The organism is Pseudomonas sp. PvP100 (genome assembly GCF_017833055.1).
In the GTDB taxonomy this organism is placed as follows: domain Bacteria; phylum Pseudomonadota; class Gammaproteobacteria; order Pseudomonadales; family Pseudomonadaceae; genus Aquipseudomonas; species Aquipseudomonas syringae.
The window spans coordinates 1282553-1299695 of the sequence record NZ_JAFIBO010000001.1 but is presented as its reverse complement, the minus strand read 5'-3'; the positions used below and the strand labels follow the sequence as shown (position 1 = coordinate 1299695).

Below are 17143 nucleotides of genomic sequence, written 5' to 3'. Positions count from 1 at the left end.
TCTTTTTTATTGTTCATGGTCAGGGACCGATATTCAGCCGCGCGTGCGAGGCAGAGCCAATTGCAGGAGTCGCGACTCGTCAGCCTCGTCGCGATTGAGTTCACCGGTGATTGTGCCTTCGCTCATCACCAGAATGCGGTCTGAAATACCCATCACTTCCATCAGATCGCTGGAGACCACAATCACCGCAATACCGTCCGCGGCCAGGTTGTGAATGATCTCGTAAATCTCGGACTTGGCCCCGACGTCGATCCCGCGAGTCGGCTCGTCCAGCAGCAGGACTTTCATGGGCATCGACAGCCAGCGGCCAAGAATCGCTTTCTGTTGATTACCGCCCGAGAGGTACATGATCTGCTGCTCGGGCGATGGCGTCTTGACGTTCATCGACTTGATCTGGCTGCGCGCATTGTCACGCTCCCAGCGGCCCTGAATCAGGCAACCGAGATTCACATGCCGCGGACGCGCACCAATGTTGATGTTCTCCGCGACGCTGGACAAAGGCACGATGCCTTCCTTCTTGCGGTCCTCCGGGCAGAGCAGAATTCCGGCCTCGATGGCATCACGCGGTGACTTCAGTGTCAGCGGTTTGCCGTCCAGTTGCAGGGTGCCTGCAGAGCTGCGGGTAAGCCCCGAGAGCAGGCGAAACAGCTCGGTACGACCGGCGCCGACCAGACCGAAGAAGCCCAGCACTTCGCCTTTCTGCACGGCAAAAGTGACCGGCTCATGAAGGCCCGGCCCCAGCAGACCGGTAACCCGCAGGCTTGGCCCCTGATGCTGGCGCGGACGGTAGTTGTAGATGTTCTGGATATCGCGACCGACCATGCAGGTCACCAGTCGGTCATGGTCGAGATCGGCCATCTGCTCGAACGTCTTGACGAAGCGTCCGTCCTTGAACACCGTCACCGCGTCACAGACACGGAAGATTTCTTCCATACGGTGCGACACGTAAAGAATCACTCGGCCCTCGTCGCGCAGGCGGACGATGATTGCCATCAGTCGGTCAATCTCACGCGCTGACAGGCTACTGGTGGGCTCGTCGAAGGCAATGACATGGGCATTGCGCGACATGGCCTTGGCGATCTCGACCAGTTGCCGCTGGCCCAGCGAGAGGTCGCCCAGACGTGTGCGCGGATCAATCTCGTCAGCCAGCCCTTTGAGCAGCTCGCCGGCGCGGCGATACATCGCACCGCGATTGATCAGACCGAAACGATTGGGCATGTGCCCGAGCAGCAGGTTCTCGGCAACGGTCATTTCCGGCACCAGGTGCAGTTCCTGGTGAATCACCGCCACGCCCGCCGCAATGCTCTCGGCGGTGGACTTGAACTGATAGCTCTGCTCGCCGATCTGCAAGGTGCCGCTACTGGGCTGATAAGAGCCGCCGAGAACCTTCAGCAGCGTGGATTTACCGGCACCGTTTTCACCCATTAATGCATGGACGCTGCCAGGACGCGCTTCGAAACTGATATCCGAAAGCGCCTTGACGCCGGGGAAGACCTTGCCGATGCCGTTGAAGCGCAAGGCACCGCCTATGGGTTGAAGCTCGATAGCCTGTTGCATGAACCAACCTCCTCGCTCGTGTGAGGGGCCTGAACATCAGGCCCCTCGTTCAGCTCACTTCCACAGACCGATCTTGGTCAGTTCAGCCTGAAAGTTTTCGCGAGTGATCAATGTCACGTCATCCATAGCGGTGTACTTGGGCGGCTCGACCCCCTTGGTGACCCAATTGAACACGTATTCGGCCGTCCGGTAGCCTTCCTTGTCAGGGCTAGGCAGCATCGAACCAAAGAAGCCGCTTTCTTTTTTCTTCAATTCATCGATGGCATCGGTGCCATTGATCCCGATCCCTATCACGTTTGCGGCAGCGAAGCCTGCGCCCGAAGTGGCACGTACGCCGCCCAGTACGGTGTTGTCGTTCATGCCACCGATAATGAGGTTCTTGGCTTCGCGTGGCAGCTTCGGCAGAGCCGAGTTGGTAGCGTCCATGCCTCCAGGAACATCAAGTGTCTTTTGCGGAGAAAATAGAATGTGGTCGACTGGCAAGCCTGCTTTTTTCAACGCATCCACCGAACCGTCAGTGCGCTTCTTGCCGGTATCGAGTTCGCTGTAGGTGTTGATGATCGCGTAGGTGTTCTTCCAGTCGCCCTCATCCCATTTGCGATTCTTCGCTTCAGTCGCCATGGCGGCGCCCTGCTTCTGGCCAACTTCGAAAGCCGCCATGCCGAGATATGGCACATCCTCCATCGGTTTACCCCCCGCATCGACGAAGCGGTCGTCCACGGCCATGACCTTCATGCCATTAGCCTTGGCCTTGGCGACGATGGCAGGGCCCAGCGAAACGTCAGGTGGGCAGATCACGAAACCTTTGACGCCGTTGGCAGCCAGGTTGTCGATCGCGGACAGGGTCTTCTCGCCATCGGGAACGGCAATCTTGATGACGGTGAAGCCAAGCTCTTTCCCGGCTTTTTCGGCGAATTGCCACTCGGTCTGGAACCAGGGTTCTTCAGCCTGCTTGACCAGAAAGCCGATTTTGACTTCTTCGGCAGCGGAAGTGATGCCACTCATGCCCAGAATGGCAGTAGTGACGGCGGCACAGCACAGGGAACGAATCCCGTGACGACTCAACATAGCTAACTCCTTATTTTTATTGAATAGCTACAGCGACAAGCGAGGTGGCGATTGCAAACGCCGAAGCGTCCAGAACCGATCAAATAGTCATACCATATAACGAGTGACCGCTATGTAACCTAATGTCACCCTTGCCTCCAGCATCATGCTGGCGTCGCAAAAAAGACGCCGGCGCAACATTTTTCTCAACAGTTCATCCGGCGAAACGCTGACACGGCGTGCCCTTGACGCCGACCTGCGCCATCAGCAGCGCGCCGTCAAAGCGACCATTTGCATCGGCAGGTGCGGCACTGGTGACGTACAACGTCTGCAGGTCAGGACCGCCGAATACACAACTGGTGGGATGGCTGACTGGTAACTCGACAACCCGGTCAACGCTGCCATCCGGGGCAAAACGGATCAGGCAATTGCCACCCCAGCGCGCATTCCAGACATACCCTTCGGCATCCATCGCCGAGCCGTCGGGTGAGCCTCGATCGTGTTTTGCCGCCCATACCTGGCGTGGCCCCAGAGCACCGTCTGCAAGCACCGGATAGCGATAAATGACGTCGTCCAAGGTATCGGCGCTGTACAGCACGCTACCCTCTTCATTCCATAGCAGGGTGTTGACGATGCCCTGCCCGTCCAGCAAACGGGTCACGCGAGCATCAGGTTCAACGCGGAACAACCCGCCGGAACGACGCACCAGAGGTACGTCGCCGCCCTCGGCATCGATGTTGTTCTGCATGCTGCCAAGCCAAAGGTGGCCGCGCGCATCACAGCGGGCCTCGTTGGCGCGATTGCCGGGGGTGGGGTCTGCCACGCAGAACGGCAGTAAAGACGTCTTGTCCGATTCCAGGTCCAGACGATAGACGCCGCTGGCCAGTGTCACCAGTGCATCACCCTGCTCGGTCGGAATAAAGGCAGAGACCGGCTCGGGCATGCGCCACTGGCGGATCTGTCCGGCGACCAGCCGACACACCAGAAACCCGGAAATGTCGACCCAGTACAAAGCCTGCTCCTCGGCATCCCAGAAGGAGCCTTCGGCCAGCTTGAAGCGGTGCTCGGAAACGGGCAGCCAGTTCATGAAAAATGTCCTTTGTTATTGTTGTAAAGGCACTTTTGGATATTTGTGTCGCTGTCTTGTCCAACCTCTGCCTGCGCCGCTGCATTGCTCGGCGTCAGGCTGCATGGCAAAAAAACCGGCAGATCGGCTAAGGTGAGTCACAAGCCTTCAGCGACGATGGCACTACTAAATAGTATTACAATTTATTTTTCAAGCTGCATTTTATAGGCTATACATCCATGCATCGGCTTGAATCCGATCAAATAGTCTTACCAATAACAATAAAAGCAGGCAGATCAGATGAAAAAACATGCGCTCCTCAGCACCCTTGGACTGTCCTTGATGATCAGCACCCTGACCGCACAGGCCGCGGCACTCTCCAGCGAACACAGCACGTTTGGCCAACTGCCCGACGGCTCTGCCGTCGAAAAATACACCCTGCGCAACAGTCACGGCGTGCAGGCCAGCATCATCACCTACGGCGCGACGCTGCAATCGCTGCTGGTGCCTGACAAGGCCGGAAAGGTCGAAGACATCGTCCTGGGTTTCGACGATGTGCAGGGCTACCAGAACAACGGTACGGTTTATTTCGGCGCGACCATCGGCCGCTTCGGCAACCGGCTGGCAGGCGGCAAATTCAGCCTGGATGGCAAAACCTATCAGGTCCCGCTCAACGACAAGACCAACGCGCTGCACGGCGGCACGCAGGGCTTTGACAAGCGCCTTTGGAAGGCAGAAGAAACCAAGACCGGTGATTCGGTCGGCGTGAAACTGACCTATCTGTCGCCGGACGGTGAGATGGGTTTTCCAGGAGCCCTGCTGACCGAAGTGACCTACAGTCTGAACGAAAAAAACGAACTGAAGATCGACTACCGCGCCACCACCGACAAACCGACGGTGCTGAACCTGACCAACCACAGTTATTTCAACCTGGCCGGCGCTGGCAGTGGTGATGTGCTCAAACAGGTCGCCACTCTGCACGCCTCGCACTACACCCCGGTCAACGACAAGCTGATCCCGACCGGCGAACTGCCTGCTGTGGCTGGCACGCCCATGGACTTCCTCAAGCCCACCGCGTTTGGCAAACACATCAAGGATGACCATCAACAGCTGAAATACGCCGAACCCAAGCAAGGCGGGTTTGATTTCAACTGGGTGCTCGACACCAAGGGTGACGTGAAGAAACTGGCCGCCGAGGTCAGCGATCCGCAATCAGGCCGCAGACTGCAACTGTTCACCACAGAGCCCGGCGTGCAGCTGTACACCGGTAACTTCCTGGATGGCAGCATTCACGGCAAGGCAGGCAAGGTCTACCCGCACTGGGGCGCCTTTACCCTGGAAACGCAGCACTACCCCGATGCACCCAACCAACCGAAATTCCCCAGCACCCGACTGGATCCTGGCAAGGCCTACACCCAGACCACTGTGTTTAAATTCCTCAACGACTAAAGCGTTGAGCTGCCCGGCGCCCGCAATCAGGGCACCGGGCAGCTTCAGGCTTACTGATTGCGCTTCATTGCCGCAGTCAGGGTATCGACGTTGTAACGGAACATCTTCGCGTAGGTTGGCGCCGGGCCGTCGGCTGGCGACAAGGACTCCACGTACAGTTCACCCCCTGGTTGAGCGCCACTGGCTTCGGCTATCTGCTTGACCAGACGCGGGTCGCTGGAGTTTTCAAAGAAGTAGGCACTGACATGTTCGGTCTTGATCTGACGGATCAGTTTCGACACATCGGCGGCCGACGCCTCAGACTCGGTAGACAAGCCCAGCGGCGACAGGAAGGTCACACCGTAGGCATCGCCAAAGTAGCCGAACGCGTCATGAGAGGTGAGGATCTTGCGTCTGGCAGCCGGAATCGAACGGATCTGATCGCGAGCGTAGGTATCCAGTTGCTGCAACTCAACGATGTAGCGATCACCATTGGCCTGATACACGCTGGCCCCTTCCGGATCGGCTTTCTTCAGCGCCGCGACGATGTTGCGCACATAAATCACGCCATTGGCCGCGCTGTTCCAGGCATGCGGGTCGACAATGCGTTTGCCGTCCTCATCCATGCTGCGCGTCTTGATGCCCTCGGACAGCACCACCGGCTGCCCCTTGTAGCCTGAAGCCTTGATGAGACGATCCATCCAGCCCTCCAGATGCAGACCGCTGACAAATGCCAGATCGGCGTTTTTCAGCGCCTGGGCGTCACTCGGTGTCGGCTCGTAGACGTGAGGATCGCCGTTCGGACCGATCAGCGATCGAACGTGCACGCGTTCACCGCCTACCGTACTGACCATATCGGCAATGACCGTGAACGAAGCAACGGCTTCCAGCGGTTTGGCCTGGGCGAGGCTGGCAAATGCCGACAGCGCCAGTGCAGCCAGGGAACTCAACATCATCAATCGTTTCATGACGTACCTTTTCAGTGAGCCAGGTGAGGTTTGGGGAACAGCCGACGCACGATGCCCGTGCGCCCGAACAACAGGGAGATGCCGTAGAACGCACTGGCCGTGAGCACGATGGCCGGCCCCGAGGCGACGCCTAGGTGGTAGGAAACGATCAGCCCGATCAGCCCGGACAAGGTCGCCAGCAGCGTCGAAATCACCATCAGGCCACTCAGCGAGTTGGTCCAGAAACGTGCGGCGGTTGCCGGCAGCATCATCATGCCCACCGCCATCAGCGTGCCCAGCGCCTGAAAGCCTGCGACCAGGTTGAGCACCACCAGCAGCAGAAACAGAACGTGGTACAGCGAGCCGCGCCCGCCGACCGCGCGCAGAAAGCCCGGATCGAAGCACTCCAGCACCAGCGGCCGATAGATGATCGCCAGCAGGATCAGGGTGAAGGAGGCAATGCTGCCGACCATGTAAATAGCGGTGTCATCAATGGCCAGAATGGTGCCGAACAGCACGTGCAGCAGATCGACGCTGGAGCCGTGCAGCGAAACAATCAGCACCCCGGCGGCCAGCGAGGTCAGATAGAAGCTGGCAAAGCTGGCGTCTTCGCGTAACGAGGTAAGTCGACTCACCAGACCGGACAGCAACGCCACTGCCAGCCCCGCGATCAGGCCGCCGAAACCCATTGCTGGCAACGACAGCCCGGCGACCATGAAGCCCACCGCCGCGCCCGGCAGCACCGCGTGGCTCATCGCATCGCCCACCAGGCTCATGCGCCGCAACATCAACAGCACGCCGACCGGTCCCGAGCCGATGCCCAGAGCCAGACACGCCACCAGCGCGCGACGCATGAAACCGAATTCGATAAACGGCTCAACCACCAGGCTATAGAGCATCATGCGTCGTCCTCGGCATCACACAACAAGGCATCCGGGCTCCAGTACTCAGCCATGTTGCGCGCCTTGCGCAGGTTGGCAACGCTGAGCACTTGCGCTGTCTCGCCCCAGGCGATGGCTTCGCGAGCCATCAGCAAGGTTTGCGGGAAGTGCTGACGGACCTGTTCGATATCGTGCAATACGGCAATCACCGTGCGCCCCTGCCCGTGCCAGGCACGCACCAGCTGCAACAGATCACGCGTGGTGCGCGCGTCGATGGCGGTGAACGGCTCATCCAGGAGGATCACCGAAGCGTCCTGCAACAGCAGTCGGGCGAACAGCACCCGCTGAAACTGACCCGATGACAGCGAGCCCACGCTACGCCCTTCAAACCCCTCAAGGCCGACGGTCATCAGCGCCTCGCCGGTCAGACGCGCATGATTGCGCGTCAGACTGCGGAACGGACCGATACTGTGCCAGGCGCCCATCGAAACGGTATCGGCGACACTCAGTGGAAAGCTGCGATCGATTTCCGCGGCCTGCGGCAGATAGCCTATCGTGCGGGTTGCAAGACGCCCCCGATCGACGCGCCCCTGAGCAGGCTTCATGGTTCCGGCGATGGCCTTGATCAGCGTCGATTTGCCCGCGCCGTTAGGCCCGACGATAGCGGTCAGGCTACCGGCCTCGAAGCGCCCGCTGATGTGGTGCACGGCCGGACGGCGTTCGTACGCCACCGTAAGGTTTTCCAGAGCGATGGCGGCACTCATGGAATTGCCACCGACCAGCCAATGGCCAGCCAGAGCAATGTCAGTATCGCCAGGGAAAACAGGACCCGCTTCCAGGCCGCCTGGGCCAGCACGGAGCCTGCTATCGAAGCGCTTGCTGTCGAAGCGTCAGAAAGATTTTTCAAGTAAAAAGTAACCTGCAACTATTTGTTACAGTATTACATACCAAACGTGCAAGTGTTATTAAATAACGTTCATGCTGGCACCTTGCTTTCCAGTCGTGCAGATAAACGCCGGGACGGATCCGATTCGGCATCGCCTCGCAGAACTCCGCCGTGCGGTACTTGTGACACTGCACGCACCCCTATACTGTATATACAAACAGTCAAGGGGCACTTCATGCAGCTTATCGACAAGCTCAGCATTCTGGCAGACGCCGCCAAGTACGATGCGTCGTGCGCCAGCAGTGGAGCACCCAAGCGCAGCTCGCAGGACAAGTCCGGGCTCGGCTCTACCAATGGCATGGGCATCTGCCACAGCTACACGCCGGACGGGCGTTGCGTGTCGCTGCTGAAGATTCTGCTGACCAACTTCTGTCTTTACGACTGCCAATACTGCGTCAACCGTCGCTCCAGCGATGTGCCCCGTGCGCGCTTCACTCCCGAAGAAGTGGTCACGCTGACGCTGGACTTCTATCGCCGCAATTGCGTGAGCGGGCTGTTTTTGAGTTCCGGGATCATTCGCTCTGCGGACTACACCATGGAGCAACTGGTCGAAGTCGCCCGGCTGTTGCGCGAGGTGCATGAGTTTCGCGGCTACATCCACCTCAAGACCATCCCTGACGCCGATCCAGCGCTGATCGAAAAGGCTGGTCGTTATGCCGACCGCCTCAGCGTCAATATCGAGCTGCCGACCGACCTGAGCCTGCAGACCCTCGCACCGGAAAAAGACGTCGCGTCGATCAAGCAAGCCATGCAGACGATTTACACCGGCGAGCAAACGGTGCGCAACGAGCCTCGCTCGCCGCGCTTTGCGCCTGCCGGGCAGAGCACGCAGATGATTGTCGGTGCCGATGCCACCGACGACAGCACCATCCTGCACAGCGCGCAGTCGCTGTACAGCAACTTCATGCTGCGCCGGGTCTATTATTCTGCGTTCAGCCCGATACCCAACAGCCCCAACAGCGTTCCGCTCGCGGCACCGCCCCTGATGCGCGAGCATCGCCTGTATCAGGCTGATTTTCTGCTGCGCGGCTATGGTTTCACTGCCAGTGAACTGCTCGACGGCCCCGGTGATCTGGCGCTGGACATCGACCCCAAACTGGCCTGGGCGCTGGGCAACCGACAGGTTTTCCCCCTGGATCTGAACCAGGCCGACCCGGCACTGATCGCCAGGGTGCCGGGCATTGGCATCCGCACCACGCAGCGGCTGGTCGAGTTGCGCAGACAGCGGCGCATCCGCTACGAAGACCTCACCCGCATGCGCTGCATACTGGCCAAGGCCAAGCCGTTCATCATTACCAGTGATTACCACCCGCCGCACGCGGAAACCACTAGCGAGTTCCTGCATCACCAGTTGCGCGACCGGCCTCAGCCTCAGCAAATGGGCCTGTGGGGATGATCTGCCTCGACTGCGACGACCTGTTCGTCACCTGGCGGCAACAGGCGCGCTGGCTGTTGAGCCACGAAATCGACCCCAGTCAGGTCAGCTGGAAGTCGCCGGATGCCGCCGATCTGTTTGGCAGTGAGGAAGACTACCCCAAGGAAGCCGGGCCGTTTCAGGCACGGGTTCCGCTGGAGCTGGTGCAACTGCTGGAAAGCGCCTCGCGTTACCGGGGCGATCAGCGCTGGAGCCTGCTGTACGAAGTCTTGTGGCGCGTTACCCATGGGGATCGCACGGCGATGATGGCCGGTGACAGGCTCGGCAGTGAATTGCATCGCCGCCTTAAATCGGTAAGGCGCGAGGCCCATCATCTGCACGCCTTCCTGCGGTTTGTCGCGCTGCCGTCCGTGGCTGACGACGAAGCCCTGATGCGCCCGCAGTACGTGGCCTGGCACGAACCGGCGCACGATATTCTGCTCAGTGCCAGCGAGCATTTCATCGGCCGCATGGGTCAGCACCGCTGGATGATCGCAACGCCTCAGGACGGCGTGTATTACGACGGCCAACAACTGATTCATGAGCGACGCTGCCCGCAAGCCTGGCAGACCATGGCCAGGCAGGTGGAAGACCCGCATGGCGAACTGTGGCTGACCTACTACAGCCACATCTTCAATCCTGCGCGCCTGAACCCCAAGGTCATGGAAGGCCACTTCCCTTCGCGATTCTGGAAGAACCTGCCGGAAGGCCCGCTGATTCCGGCCCTCATCACCCAAGCCCGCACCGGCAAGCAGCGTGATGGCCAGGCGAGCGACATCGCCGCCAGACGCGGCAAGAAGATTGCGCTGAAGGACTGAGGGCGAGGCACAGAGCCCCCCTCAACCGCCCGTTGAACGGATACACGCCCCTTGCCTCGGAGCACATTGCCCTGACTGACCACGTAGCGGTCCGCTGCCAGGACCAGCGATTGAACCAACCTCTGCCACGGCGGCTCACAGCTGTGGCATCCGCACGCTGACTGCACGCCAGATGATAATGTGACCCGTCACAAGAGGCAGGCCACCCGAGGTTCAAATATGCTCGACAGCCCAACCCGACATCTGCTCGACACGCTATGCCAGGCGATGGCCGACAAACCGTTTCTGGTGGTGACCGGCGCAGGCATCAGCACCGCGTCCGGCATTCCGGACTACCGCGACAAGGATGGCGTGCGGCGCGGCAAGCAGCCGATGATGTATCAGGAATTTCTCGGCAACCCTGCAGCGCGCCAGCGCTACTGGGCACGCGCCATGCTCGGCTGGCCGCGGATCCGCGCGGCACAGGCCAATGCTGCGCACCGGGCCCTGGCTGCGCTGCAGGCTAAAGACACTATCACAGGACTGATCACCCAGAACGTCGACGCACTGCATACGCAAGCCGGCAGTCGGGACGTCATTGAGCTGCACGGCAGTCTGCACCGGGTACTGTGTCTGGATTGCCAACAGCGCAGCGAGCGGGCAGCCATTCAAGAGCAGATGCTGGAGCAAAACCCTTATCTGATCGGCGTCCACGCAACACAGGCACCGGACGGCGACACCCTGCTCGACCCGGCTTTCGAGGCCAGCTTCAAGGTGCCCAACTGCCCGCACTGTGAAGGCGACAGGCTCAAGCCCGACGTCGTGTTCTTCGGCGAAAACGTCGCCGCGCAGACCGCTGCCAAGGCTACGCAGAGTGTCGAGGAGGCCGAAGGTCTGCTGGTGGTCGGCACCTCGCTGATGGCCTGGTCGGCATTTCGCCTGTGCAAGGCCATGGCCGAACAGGGCAAGCCGGTCATCGCCATCAACCATGGCAAGACCCGGGCCGACGAACTGCTTGAAATGAAAATCGAGGCGTCCTGCGAGCAGGTATTGCCGTGGCTCGCCGAGCAGCTGGTTTCGCGCTAGAACAGCCCTAACTGCCCACCAATCAGGGTGCTGAAATCGTCGTCCACGAAGGGCAGGATGGCATCTGCCAGCGGTTGCAATTGACGAGTCACGTAGTGATCGTAGTCAATCGGGGCGTGACGAATTTCCAGCGGCTCCGGCCCGGCGGCGGTCATCACGTAGCTGATCCAGCCGCCACTCTGATACTGACGCGGTCGGCCCTGCTGGTCGTTGTATTCATCGGCCAGCCGCGCGGCGCGCACATGGGGCGGCACGTTACGCTGGTAGTCATCGAGCTTGCGACGCAAGCGCTTGCGGTAGATCAACAGGTCATCCAGCTCGCCTGACAGAGTACGCTGCACGTAGTCACGCACGTAATCCTGATACGGCTGACGCTTGAAGATCCGCAGGTACAGCTCCTGCTGAAACCGCTGAGCCAGCGGCGACCAGTCGGTGCGTACGGTTTCGAGGCCCTTGTAGATCATCTCTTCGGAACCGTCAGCACGGGTCACCAGACCGGCATAACGCTTCTTGCTGCCCTCCTCCGCACCGCGCACGGTGGGCATCAGGAAGCGCCGAAAATGCGTTTCGTATTGCAGCTCAAGGGCACTGTGCAAACCGTACTCGGCGTGCAAGTGCTCGCGCCACCACTGGTTGACCTGCTGCACCAGCGCCTTGCCGATGCTTGCTGCCTCTTCCTGCCCATGAGGGCGACCCAGCCAGACGAATGTCGAGTCGGTATCGCCGTAGATCACGGTGTAGCCCTGCGCCTGAATGAGGTCGCGGGTCTTGAGCATGATTTCATGCCCGCGCAGGGTGATCGATGAAGCCAGGCGCGGATCGAAAAAGCGGCAGCCGCTCGAACCCAACACACCGTAGAAGGCATTCATGATGATTTTCAACGCCTGGGACAAGGGCGCATTCTTGTCGCGCTTGGCGGCTTCCCGCCCCTGCCACACGCGCTCGACAATGGCTGGCAGGCTGTGACGGGTGCGCGAAAAGCGCGCGCCGCGAAAGCCTGGCACCGACTCGCTGTCCGCAGGATGCCTAAGGCCTTCGATCAAACCCACTGGATCAATCAGAAAGGTACGAATGATCGACGGATAAAGGCTTTTGTAGTCCAGCACCAGCACCGACTCATACAGCCCTGGCTGGGAATCCATGACAAAACCGCCAGGGCTGGCCTCCGGCAGGCGCTCGCCCAGGTTGGGCGCAACGAAACCCTGGCGATGCATCAGCGGGATATACAAATGGCAGAACGCCGCAACCGAACCACCACTGCGATCGGCAGGCAGGCCGGTGACCGTGGCGCGCTCGAGCAGAAAAGTCAGCAATTGGGTCTTGGCAAAGATGCGCGTAACCAGTTCGCAGTCCTTGATGTTGTAACGTGCCAGCGCCGGCTTGTCCTCGGCGAACATGCGGTTGATTTCGTCCATGCGCTGATAAGGCGTGTCGATAGCCTTGCCTTCGCCCAGCAGGGTCTGCGCGACGTATTCAAGGCTGAACGACGGAAAACTCCAGGTCGCCGAGCGCAGCGCCTCGATTCCGTCGATGATCAGCCGGCCGCTCACGTCGGCAAAAAAATGGTTGTTGCGACTGCCGTGCTCACGCCACCCCATCGCTTCACCGCCACGCCCGAGCCTTAATGGCACTTGCAGGCGCTGGGCATGCTCATGCAGCACGCGCAAATCGAACTGGATAACGTTCCAGCCGATAATCGCGTCAGGGTCGTGCAGCGCCAGCCACTCGTTAAGGCGCTCGAGCAACTGCGCGCGGGTATCGCAATAGTCGAGCTGAAAATCCAGCGCCTCGTCGCCACCATTGACTGGGCCCAGCATGTAGACCTGGCGCTGACCACAGCCCTCCAGCGCAATCGAATACAACTCGCCGCGGGCCGTGGTTTCGATATCCAGCGAGACCAGTTTCAGGTTGGGACGGTAATCGGGTGCCGGCTTGATCTGCGCGTTGCAGAGCACGCCATCGGCATCCGGCGTGCCGCCAAACTGCACCGGCGCAGTGATGAAGCGCTCCATCAGGTAGCGTTCTGGCGGTCGAATGTCCGCTTCGTAGACGTCTACATTGCCCCTGCGCAGCAGCTTTTCGATGTTCATCAACTGGCGGTGCTGCTGGCAGTAAACACCCAGCACCGGGCGGTGACGAAAATCACAGAGTTCCAGCGGGCGCAGCTCCACGCCACGCTCGCTACGCAACAACGATCGGGCTCGCTCGCCCTGATCGGCGGGAATAAAGGCAACCGAGGGCTGGCAAGGCAGGCGGATATGGCGCGGGCCCTGATCGGTGGCCAACCAGAAGTCGACCTCGGTCCCGGCGGGCGTGTCTTGCCAGTGCCGACTCAGGATAAAGCCCTGCTGTACATCCAACGCTGTTACCTCGACGCCCGGTGAAACGAATGATTCTACTTGGCTATGAGGCCAAAGGCGCGCCTGACAGGCGAATTAACGGCACATTGAGGGCGCGGATAATTGATTCCTCCTATTCCAGTGATCCTTATTTACTGCTTGCTCGTTTCTGCCCACTGGATGATTCTGTAGTGGTTCTGGCAATGCACTACAGCCATCCAGATCCCGATCACGGAGAGCCCCATGAAAACCGTCGCCCAGCTACTGAAATTGAAAGACCTGCAGAACCAGCAAGTGCATACCATCGGACCGGATCAGATGGTGCTCGAAGCACTCAAGTTAATGGCTGAAAAGAACATCGGTGCGCTGCCGGTGGTCGAGGGCAACGTGGTGGTCGGCGTCATCAGCGAACGTGACTATGCGCGCAAGGTGGTCCTCAAGGGGCGCTCGTCGGTGGGTACACCGGTGAGGGACATCATGAGCAGCAAAGTGATCACTGTTGACTCGCAGCGCAGCGTCGAGGCGTGCATGGGCATCATGACCGACAGCCACCTGCGCCACCTGCCGGTCGTGGAAGACGGACAGTTGCTGGGCCTGCTGTCCATCGGTGACCTGGTGAAGGAAGCCATTGCAGAACAGGCTAGCCTCATTCAACAGCTCCAGCAGTACATTCGCGGCGAATGAACTGAGCAACACATCAGGCGCAGCGCGCTATCGCCGCGCGCCACGCCGTTCACTCAGTCGTCCAGCGTCTTGCCAGGCGCCCCGCCCTTGACCGGCTTGCCCGGTTTTTCGGCCGGCGCAGGTTTGGCTGGCGGCTCGGGAGCAGGTGCTGCGGCTTCCTGCTCGCGCATCGGCATCTGATCGATAGTGGCGAAGATTTCTTTGGGGTCTAGCGATTCCGGATTTTTGAGAGTCTTATCGACCTTTTTCTCGCCGTCCTTGCCCACCAGAATGACCTTGGTCCCCGCCCCCGCCCCGAGCTTAAGCTCACGGATCAATGCCATGGTCGACTGCGGGTCCATGCTTTTGCCGTCGCGCTCGCCCATGGTGTTGACCACCGTGAACAACACCATATTGCGCTGTGCAAAGGCCTCACGGTTGGCAGGCTCATCCAGTGACTTCTTGAGCTTGACCAGCACCGGATCTATGGTGCTGGGAGCGATGATGATCAAGGGACGCGACTTGCCGCGCTCCTGTGCCAGAGGGCCGTCGTTGTCAGCGGCAAGCGCTGTACCGGCAGCGACAAACAGGGTGGCGAGGGTCAGGGACCGGATTAACATGGTGGGCTCCTTTCAAATCCATTGGGTAGCCATCGCGTACAGACCGACACGATGCTGGTCTGTTCTACCGCATATGGGTCATCCCGGTACAGCCCGATGTAGTCCTTTTCCTTAATCCGTTGCGTCAGGCCGAGCGTACAAACGAACGATCACAGGCGCTGTCGAGGCTCGCCGCCAGGCCTTGGACAATCTGCGCCACTTCCGCGGCGTCCAGCACCAAGGGCGGCAACAGGCGGATGATTTTGCCCCGAGTGACATTGATCAACAGGCCATGATCCTCGGCTGCAATGCGTGTGAGTTCGGGTATCGCCTGGCGCAGTTCGATACCGATCATCAAACCTTGGCCACGAACGTCCAGCACGTTCGGGTGAGCACCCAGTGCATTGCGCAGCCCGGCCAGCAACTGCCGGCCTTGCAGTGCGGCGTTTTCCACCAGCGCCTGTTGTTCGATGATATCGATCACCGTGCAGCCGACCCGGCAGGCCAGCGGATTACCGCCGAAGGTACTGCCGTGGCTGCCGGGCGTGAACAGTTGCGCCGCCCTGCCCCGCGCCAGGCAGGCACCGATCGGTATGCCGTTGCCCAGCCCCTTGGCCAGGGTCATGACGTCAGGGACGATACCCTCATGCTGAAAGGCAAACCACTTGCCGGTCCGGCCCATCCCGGTCTGGATTTCGTCGAGCATCAACAGCCAGTCACGCCGCGTGCAACGCTCCCTCAAGGCCTTGAGATACCCGGCGGGGGCCACCTGCGCGCCGCCCTCGCCCTGAATCGGCTCGACCAGCACGGCGCAGATCTGATGCCCATAGGTCGTGCAAACCTTGTCGAACGCCGCCAGGTCGCCAAATGGCACTTTGATGTAATCGCCGGGCAAGGTACTGAAACCCAGGCGTACGGCCGGCCCGTCGCTGGCCGATAGCGTGCCCAGGGTACGGCCGTGAAAGGCGTTTTCCATGACCACGACCAGAGGCCGTTCGATGTATTTGTGCCAGCCATGCAGGCGCGCCAGCTTGAGCGCAGTCTCGTTGGCCTCGGCACCGGAATTGTTGAAAAACACCGAGTCCAGCCCCGACAAGGCCGTCAGTTTCTGCGCAAGGCGCTTCTGCCAGTCGATGGTGTACAGATTGGACGTGTGCAACAGCAGGCCCGCCTGATCACGAATCGCCTCTACCAGCAGTGGATGCGAGTGCCCCACGTTGGTCACAGCCACGCCTGCCACGGCGTCCAGGTACTCGCGCCCGCCCTGGTCCCACAGACGTGTGCCCAGACCATGGGTGAAACTCAGGGCCAAAGGTTGGTAAGTGCTCATCAGGCAGGTGGCGGTCATGAGGTGAAGCTCCTTGGGTATGTTTCGGTTTTTGCAGTATCGTTAACAAGCCCAGATGGATAAACAGCGAAATACTTCAATCATTTTAAAGCCAGGGTTGATAATGGATTTGTTTCAGGCAATGCGCGTTTACGTGAAAGTGGTCGAGGCAGGCAGCCTGACGGCAGCGGCGCAAGCGTGTTCAATTTCCACCACCATGGTCGGCAATCACTTGCGCGCACTGGAGGAGCGCCTAGGCGTCAGCCTGTTGCAGCGCACCACACGCCGTCAGCGATTGACGGAATTCGGTACCGCGTATTACGAGCGTTGCCTCGAGGTGCTGGGGCTGGTGGCCGAGTCCGAGCAGTTGGCCGAGCAGGCCCACGGCGACCCCACAGGTACACTGCGCATCACCGCGCCACTGACATTCGGTTCGGAAGTATTGGCGCCTGCTCTGGTCGAATTTTCGCGGCGCTTTCCCGAGGTCAAGCTCGACCTGGTGCTGACCAATCAGCGTCTGGACATGATCGACAATGGCTTTGACGTCGCCATTCGCCTGGGCAACATTCCAGAATCCTCACCACTGATCGCTCGCCCCCTGCAGGATTACACCTTGATCATCTGCGCCGCACCGGACTATCTGGCCCGTCACGGCACGCCGACGCATCCAGAGGATCTTCGTCAGCATAACTGCCTGGCGTTCGCCTACCCGGCTGGAGACGAATGGCGCACTGCCGGCACACAGTGGCGTATGACTGGCGCCGACGGCGACGTGCTGGTGGAGGTAAGCGGTTCGATGGTGGCCAACACTTCCGCCGGTCTTTATCAGGCGGCTCGTGCAGGCATGGGCGTAGTGATGCTTCCGGATGCGCTGGTGCAGCGAGACTTGCAGGAAGGCCGGCTGGTTGCGTTGTTCCCCGACTACCATTTGCCCAGACGACCGACAAACCTGCTGTATGTACAGGATCGCTATCGACTGCCCAAACTGAGAAGTTTTGTGGAGTACGCGACGGGGCTTTGGGGGCGGTAAGGACTTACCGCCGGAG

At 60.1% G+C, this 17143-nt stretch carries 16 protein-coding genes; 6 read left to right on the top strand and 10 right to left on the bottom strand.

What is annotated here, in order from left to right; all coding sequences use genetic code 11:
• Window positions 1-33: 33 nt before the first annotated feature.
• From araG to JOE39_RS05730, 3 genes are all read right to left on the bottom strand, one after another.
• Complete coding sequence (gene araG / locus JOE39_RS05740; RefSeq protein WP_010411149.1) at window positions 34-1557, bottom strand: L-arabinose ABC transporter ATP-binding protein AraG; 1524 nt, start codon at window positions 1555-1557, stop codon at window positions 34-36.
• Between the two features lie 54 nt (window positions 1558-1611).
• A complete protein-coding gene (locus JOE39_RS05735) occupies window positions 1612-2625 on the bottom strand; it encodes a substrate-binding domain-containing protein (protein WP_024661686.1) in 1014 nt (337 codons plus the stop codon).
• A gap of 193 nt (window positions 2626-2818) precedes the next feature.
• Window positions 2819-3691 (bottom strand): SMP-30/gluconolactonase/LRE family protein, encoded by an 873-nt coding sequence (locus tag JOE39_RS05730; RefSeq protein WP_004403895.1) that lies wholly within the window; start codon window positions 3689-3691, stop codon window positions 2819-2821.
• A gap of 279 nt (window positions 3692-3970) precedes the next feature.
• Here JOE39_RS05730 and JOE39_RS05725 point away from each other — a divergent pair, with 279 nt between their 5' ends.
• The gene (locus tag JOE39_RS05725; RefSeq protein WP_003420913.1) at window positions 3971-5119 is read left to right on the top strand and encodes an aldose epimerase family protein; all 1149 of its coding nucleotides are present in this window, start codon (window positions 3971-3973) and stop codon (window positions 5117-5119) included.
• Window positions 5120-5169: 50 nt separating this feature from the next.
• Here JOE39_RS05725 and JOE39_RS05720 read toward each other — a convergent pair whose 3' ends face one another.
• The 4 genes from JOE39_RS05720 to JOE39_RS05705 are packed head-to-tail and all read right to left on the bottom strand — an operon-like array spanning window position 5170 to window position 7833.
• Window positions 5170-6066 (bottom strand): metal ABC transporter substrate-binding protein, encoded by an 897-nt coding sequence (locus tag JOE39_RS05720; RefSeq protein WP_003349192.1) that lies wholly within the window; start codon window positions 6064-6066, stop codon window positions 5170-5172.
• An 11-nt stretch (window positions 6067-6077) separates the two neighbouring features.
• A complete protein-coding gene (locus JOE39_RS05715; protein WP_003420917.1) occupies window positions 6078-6947 on the bottom strand; it encodes a metal ABC transporter permease in 870 nt (289 codons plus the stop codon).
• The gene (gene aztA / locus JOE39_RS05710) at window positions 6944-7690 is read right to left on the bottom strand and encodes a zinc ABC transporter ATP-binding protein AztA (protein WP_016568024.1); all 747 of its coding nucleotides are present in this window, start codon (window positions 7688-7690) and stop codon (window positions 6944-6946) included. The genes JOE39_RS05715 and aztA overlap by 4 nt, the downstream gene beginning before the upstream one ends.
• Window positions 7687-7833 (bottom strand): hypothetical protein, encoded by a 147-nt coding sequence (locus tag JOE39_RS05705; protein WP_158226990.1) that lies wholly within the window; start codon window positions 7831-7833, stop codon window positions 7687-7689. The genes aztA and JOE39_RS05705 overlap by 4 nt, the downstream gene beginning before the upstream one ends.
• 214 nt (window positions 7834-8047) lie before the next feature.
• Here JOE39_RS05705 and JOE39_RS05700 point away from each other — a divergent pair, with 214 nt between their 5' ends.
• From JOE39_RS05700 to JOE39_RS05690, 3 genes are all read left to right on the top strand, one after another.
• Window positions 8048-9268, top strand: coding sequence for a putative DNA modification/repair radical SAM protein (locus tag JOE39_RS05700; RefSeq protein ID WP_024664217.1), 1221 nt, complete (start codon window positions 8048-8050; stop codon window positions 9266-9268).
• Window positions 9265-10104 carry a TIGR03915 family putative DNA repair protein gene (locus JOE39_RS05695; protein WP_003348380.1) on the top strand — a complete coding sequence of 280 codons (840 nt, stop codon included), beginning with the start codon at window positions 9265-9267 and terminating at the stop codon, window positions 10102-10104. The genes JOE39_RS05700 and JOE39_RS05695 overlap by 4 nt, the downstream gene beginning before the upstream one ends.
• 219 nt (window positions 10105-10323) lie before the next feature.
• A complete protein-coding gene (locus JOE39_RS05690) occupies window positions 10324-11169 on the top strand; it encodes an NAD-dependent protein deacetylase (RefSeq protein WP_046266642.1) in 846 nt (281 codons plus the stop codon).
• Here JOE39_RS05690 and JOE39_RS05685 read toward each other — a convergent pair.
• Window positions 11166-13529 (bottom strand): DNA polymerase II, encoded by a 2364-nt coding sequence (locus JOE39_RS05685; protein WP_024661680.1) that lies wholly within the window; start codon window positions 13527-13529, stop codon window positions 11166-11168. The two genes, JOE39_RS05690 and JOE39_RS05685, sit on opposite strands and share 4 nt — an antisense overlap.
• Before the next feature lie 222 nt (window positions 13530-13751).
• Between JOE39_RS05685 and JOE39_RS05680 the strand changes: the two genes are divergently transcribed.
• A complete protein-coding gene (locus JOE39_RS05680) occupies window positions 13752-14192 on the top strand; it encodes a CBS domain-containing protein (protein ID WP_046266641.1) in 441 nt (146 codons plus the stop codon).
• A gap of 53 nt (window positions 14193-14245) precedes the next feature.
• Here the strand turns inward: JOE39_RS05680 and JOE39_RS05675 are convergent, their stop codons facing one another.
• The gene (locus tag JOE39_RS05675) at window positions 14246-14791 is read right to left on the bottom strand and encodes a DUF4174 domain-containing protein (protein ID WP_003318380.1); all 546 of its coding nucleotides are present in this window, start codon (window positions 14789-14791) and stop codon (window positions 14246-14248) included.
• Window positions 14792-14915: 124 nt separating this feature from the next.
• Window positions 14916-16118 carry an aspartate aminotransferase family protein gene (locus JOE39_RS05670; protein ID WP_046266640.1) on the bottom strand — a complete coding sequence of 401 codons (1203 nt, stop codon included), beginning with the start codon at window positions 16116-16118 and terminating at the stop codon, window positions 14916-14918.
• 103 nt (window positions 16119-16221) lie between these two features.
• Between JOE39_RS05670 and JOE39_RS05665 the strand changes: the two genes are divergently transcribed.
• Window positions 16222-17127: a LysR family transcriptional regulator gene (locus tag JOE39_RS05665; RefSeq protein WP_046266639.1), complete on the top strand. Its 906-nt coding sequence runs from the start codon at window positions 16222-16224 to the stop codon at window positions 17125-17127.
• Window positions 17128-17143 lie beyond the last annotated feature (16 nt).

Excerpts from the sequence above, each read along its gene's own strand:
- JOE39_RS05690 (WP_046266642.1), top strand. The coding sequence starts at position 10,324 with ATGCTCGACAGCCCAACCCGACATCTGCTCGACACGCTATGCCAGGCG.
- JOE39_RS05700 (WP_024664217.1), top strand. The coding sequence starts at position 8,048 with ATGCAGCTTATCGACAAGCTCAGCATTCTGGCAGACGCCGCCAAGTAC.
- aztA (WP_016568024.1), bottom strand. The coding sequence starts at position 7,690 with ATGAGTGCCGCCATCGCTCTGGAAAACCTTACGGTGGCGTACGAACGC.
- JOE39_RS05695 (WP_003348380.1), top strand. The coding sequence starts at position 9,265 with ATGATCTGCCTCGACTGCGACGACCTGTTCGTCACCTGGCGGCAACAG.
- JOE39_RS05670 (WP_046266640.1), bottom strand. The coding sequence starts at position 16,118 with ATGACCGCCACCTGCCTGATGAGCACTTACCAACCTTTGGCCCTGAGT.
- JOE39_RS05715 (WP_003420917.1), bottom strand. The coding sequence starts at position 6,947 with ATGATGCTCTATAGCCTGGTGGTTGAGCCGTTTATCGAATTCGGTTTC.
- JOE39_RS05735 (WP_024661686.1), bottom strand. The coding sequence starts at position 2,625 with ATGTTGAGTCGTCACGGGATTCGTTCCCTGTGCTGTGCCGCCGTCACT.
- JOE39_RS05680 (WP_046266641.1), top strand. The coding sequence starts at position 13,752 with ATGAAAACCGTCGCCCAGCTACTGAAATTGAAAGACCTGCAGAACCAG.
- JOE39_RS05725 (WP_003420913.1), top strand. The coding sequence starts at position 3,971 with ATGAAAAAACATGCGCTCCTCAGCACCCTTGGACTGTCCTTGATGATC.
- JOE39_RS05730 (WP_004403895.1), bottom strand. The coding sequence starts at position 3,691 with ATGAACTGGCTGCCCGTTTCCGAGCACCGCTTCAAGCTGGCCGAAGGC.
- JOE39_RS05665 (WP_046266639.1), top strand. The coding sequence starts at position 16,222 with ATGGATTTGTTTCAGGCAATGCGCGTTTACGTGAAAGTGGTCGAGGCA.
- araG (WP_010411149.1), bottom strand. The coding sequence starts at position 1,557 with ATGCAACAGGCTATCGAGCTTCAACCCATAGGCGGTGCCTTGCGCTTC.
- JOE39_RS05675 (WP_003318380.1), bottom strand. The coding sequence starts at position 14,791 with ATGTTAATCCGGTCCCTGACCCTCGCCACCCTGTTTGTCGCTGCCGGT.
- JOE39_RS05720 (WP_003349192.1), bottom strand. The coding sequence starts at position 6,066 with ATGAAACGATTGATGATGTTGAGTTCCCTGGCTGCACTGGCGCTGTCG.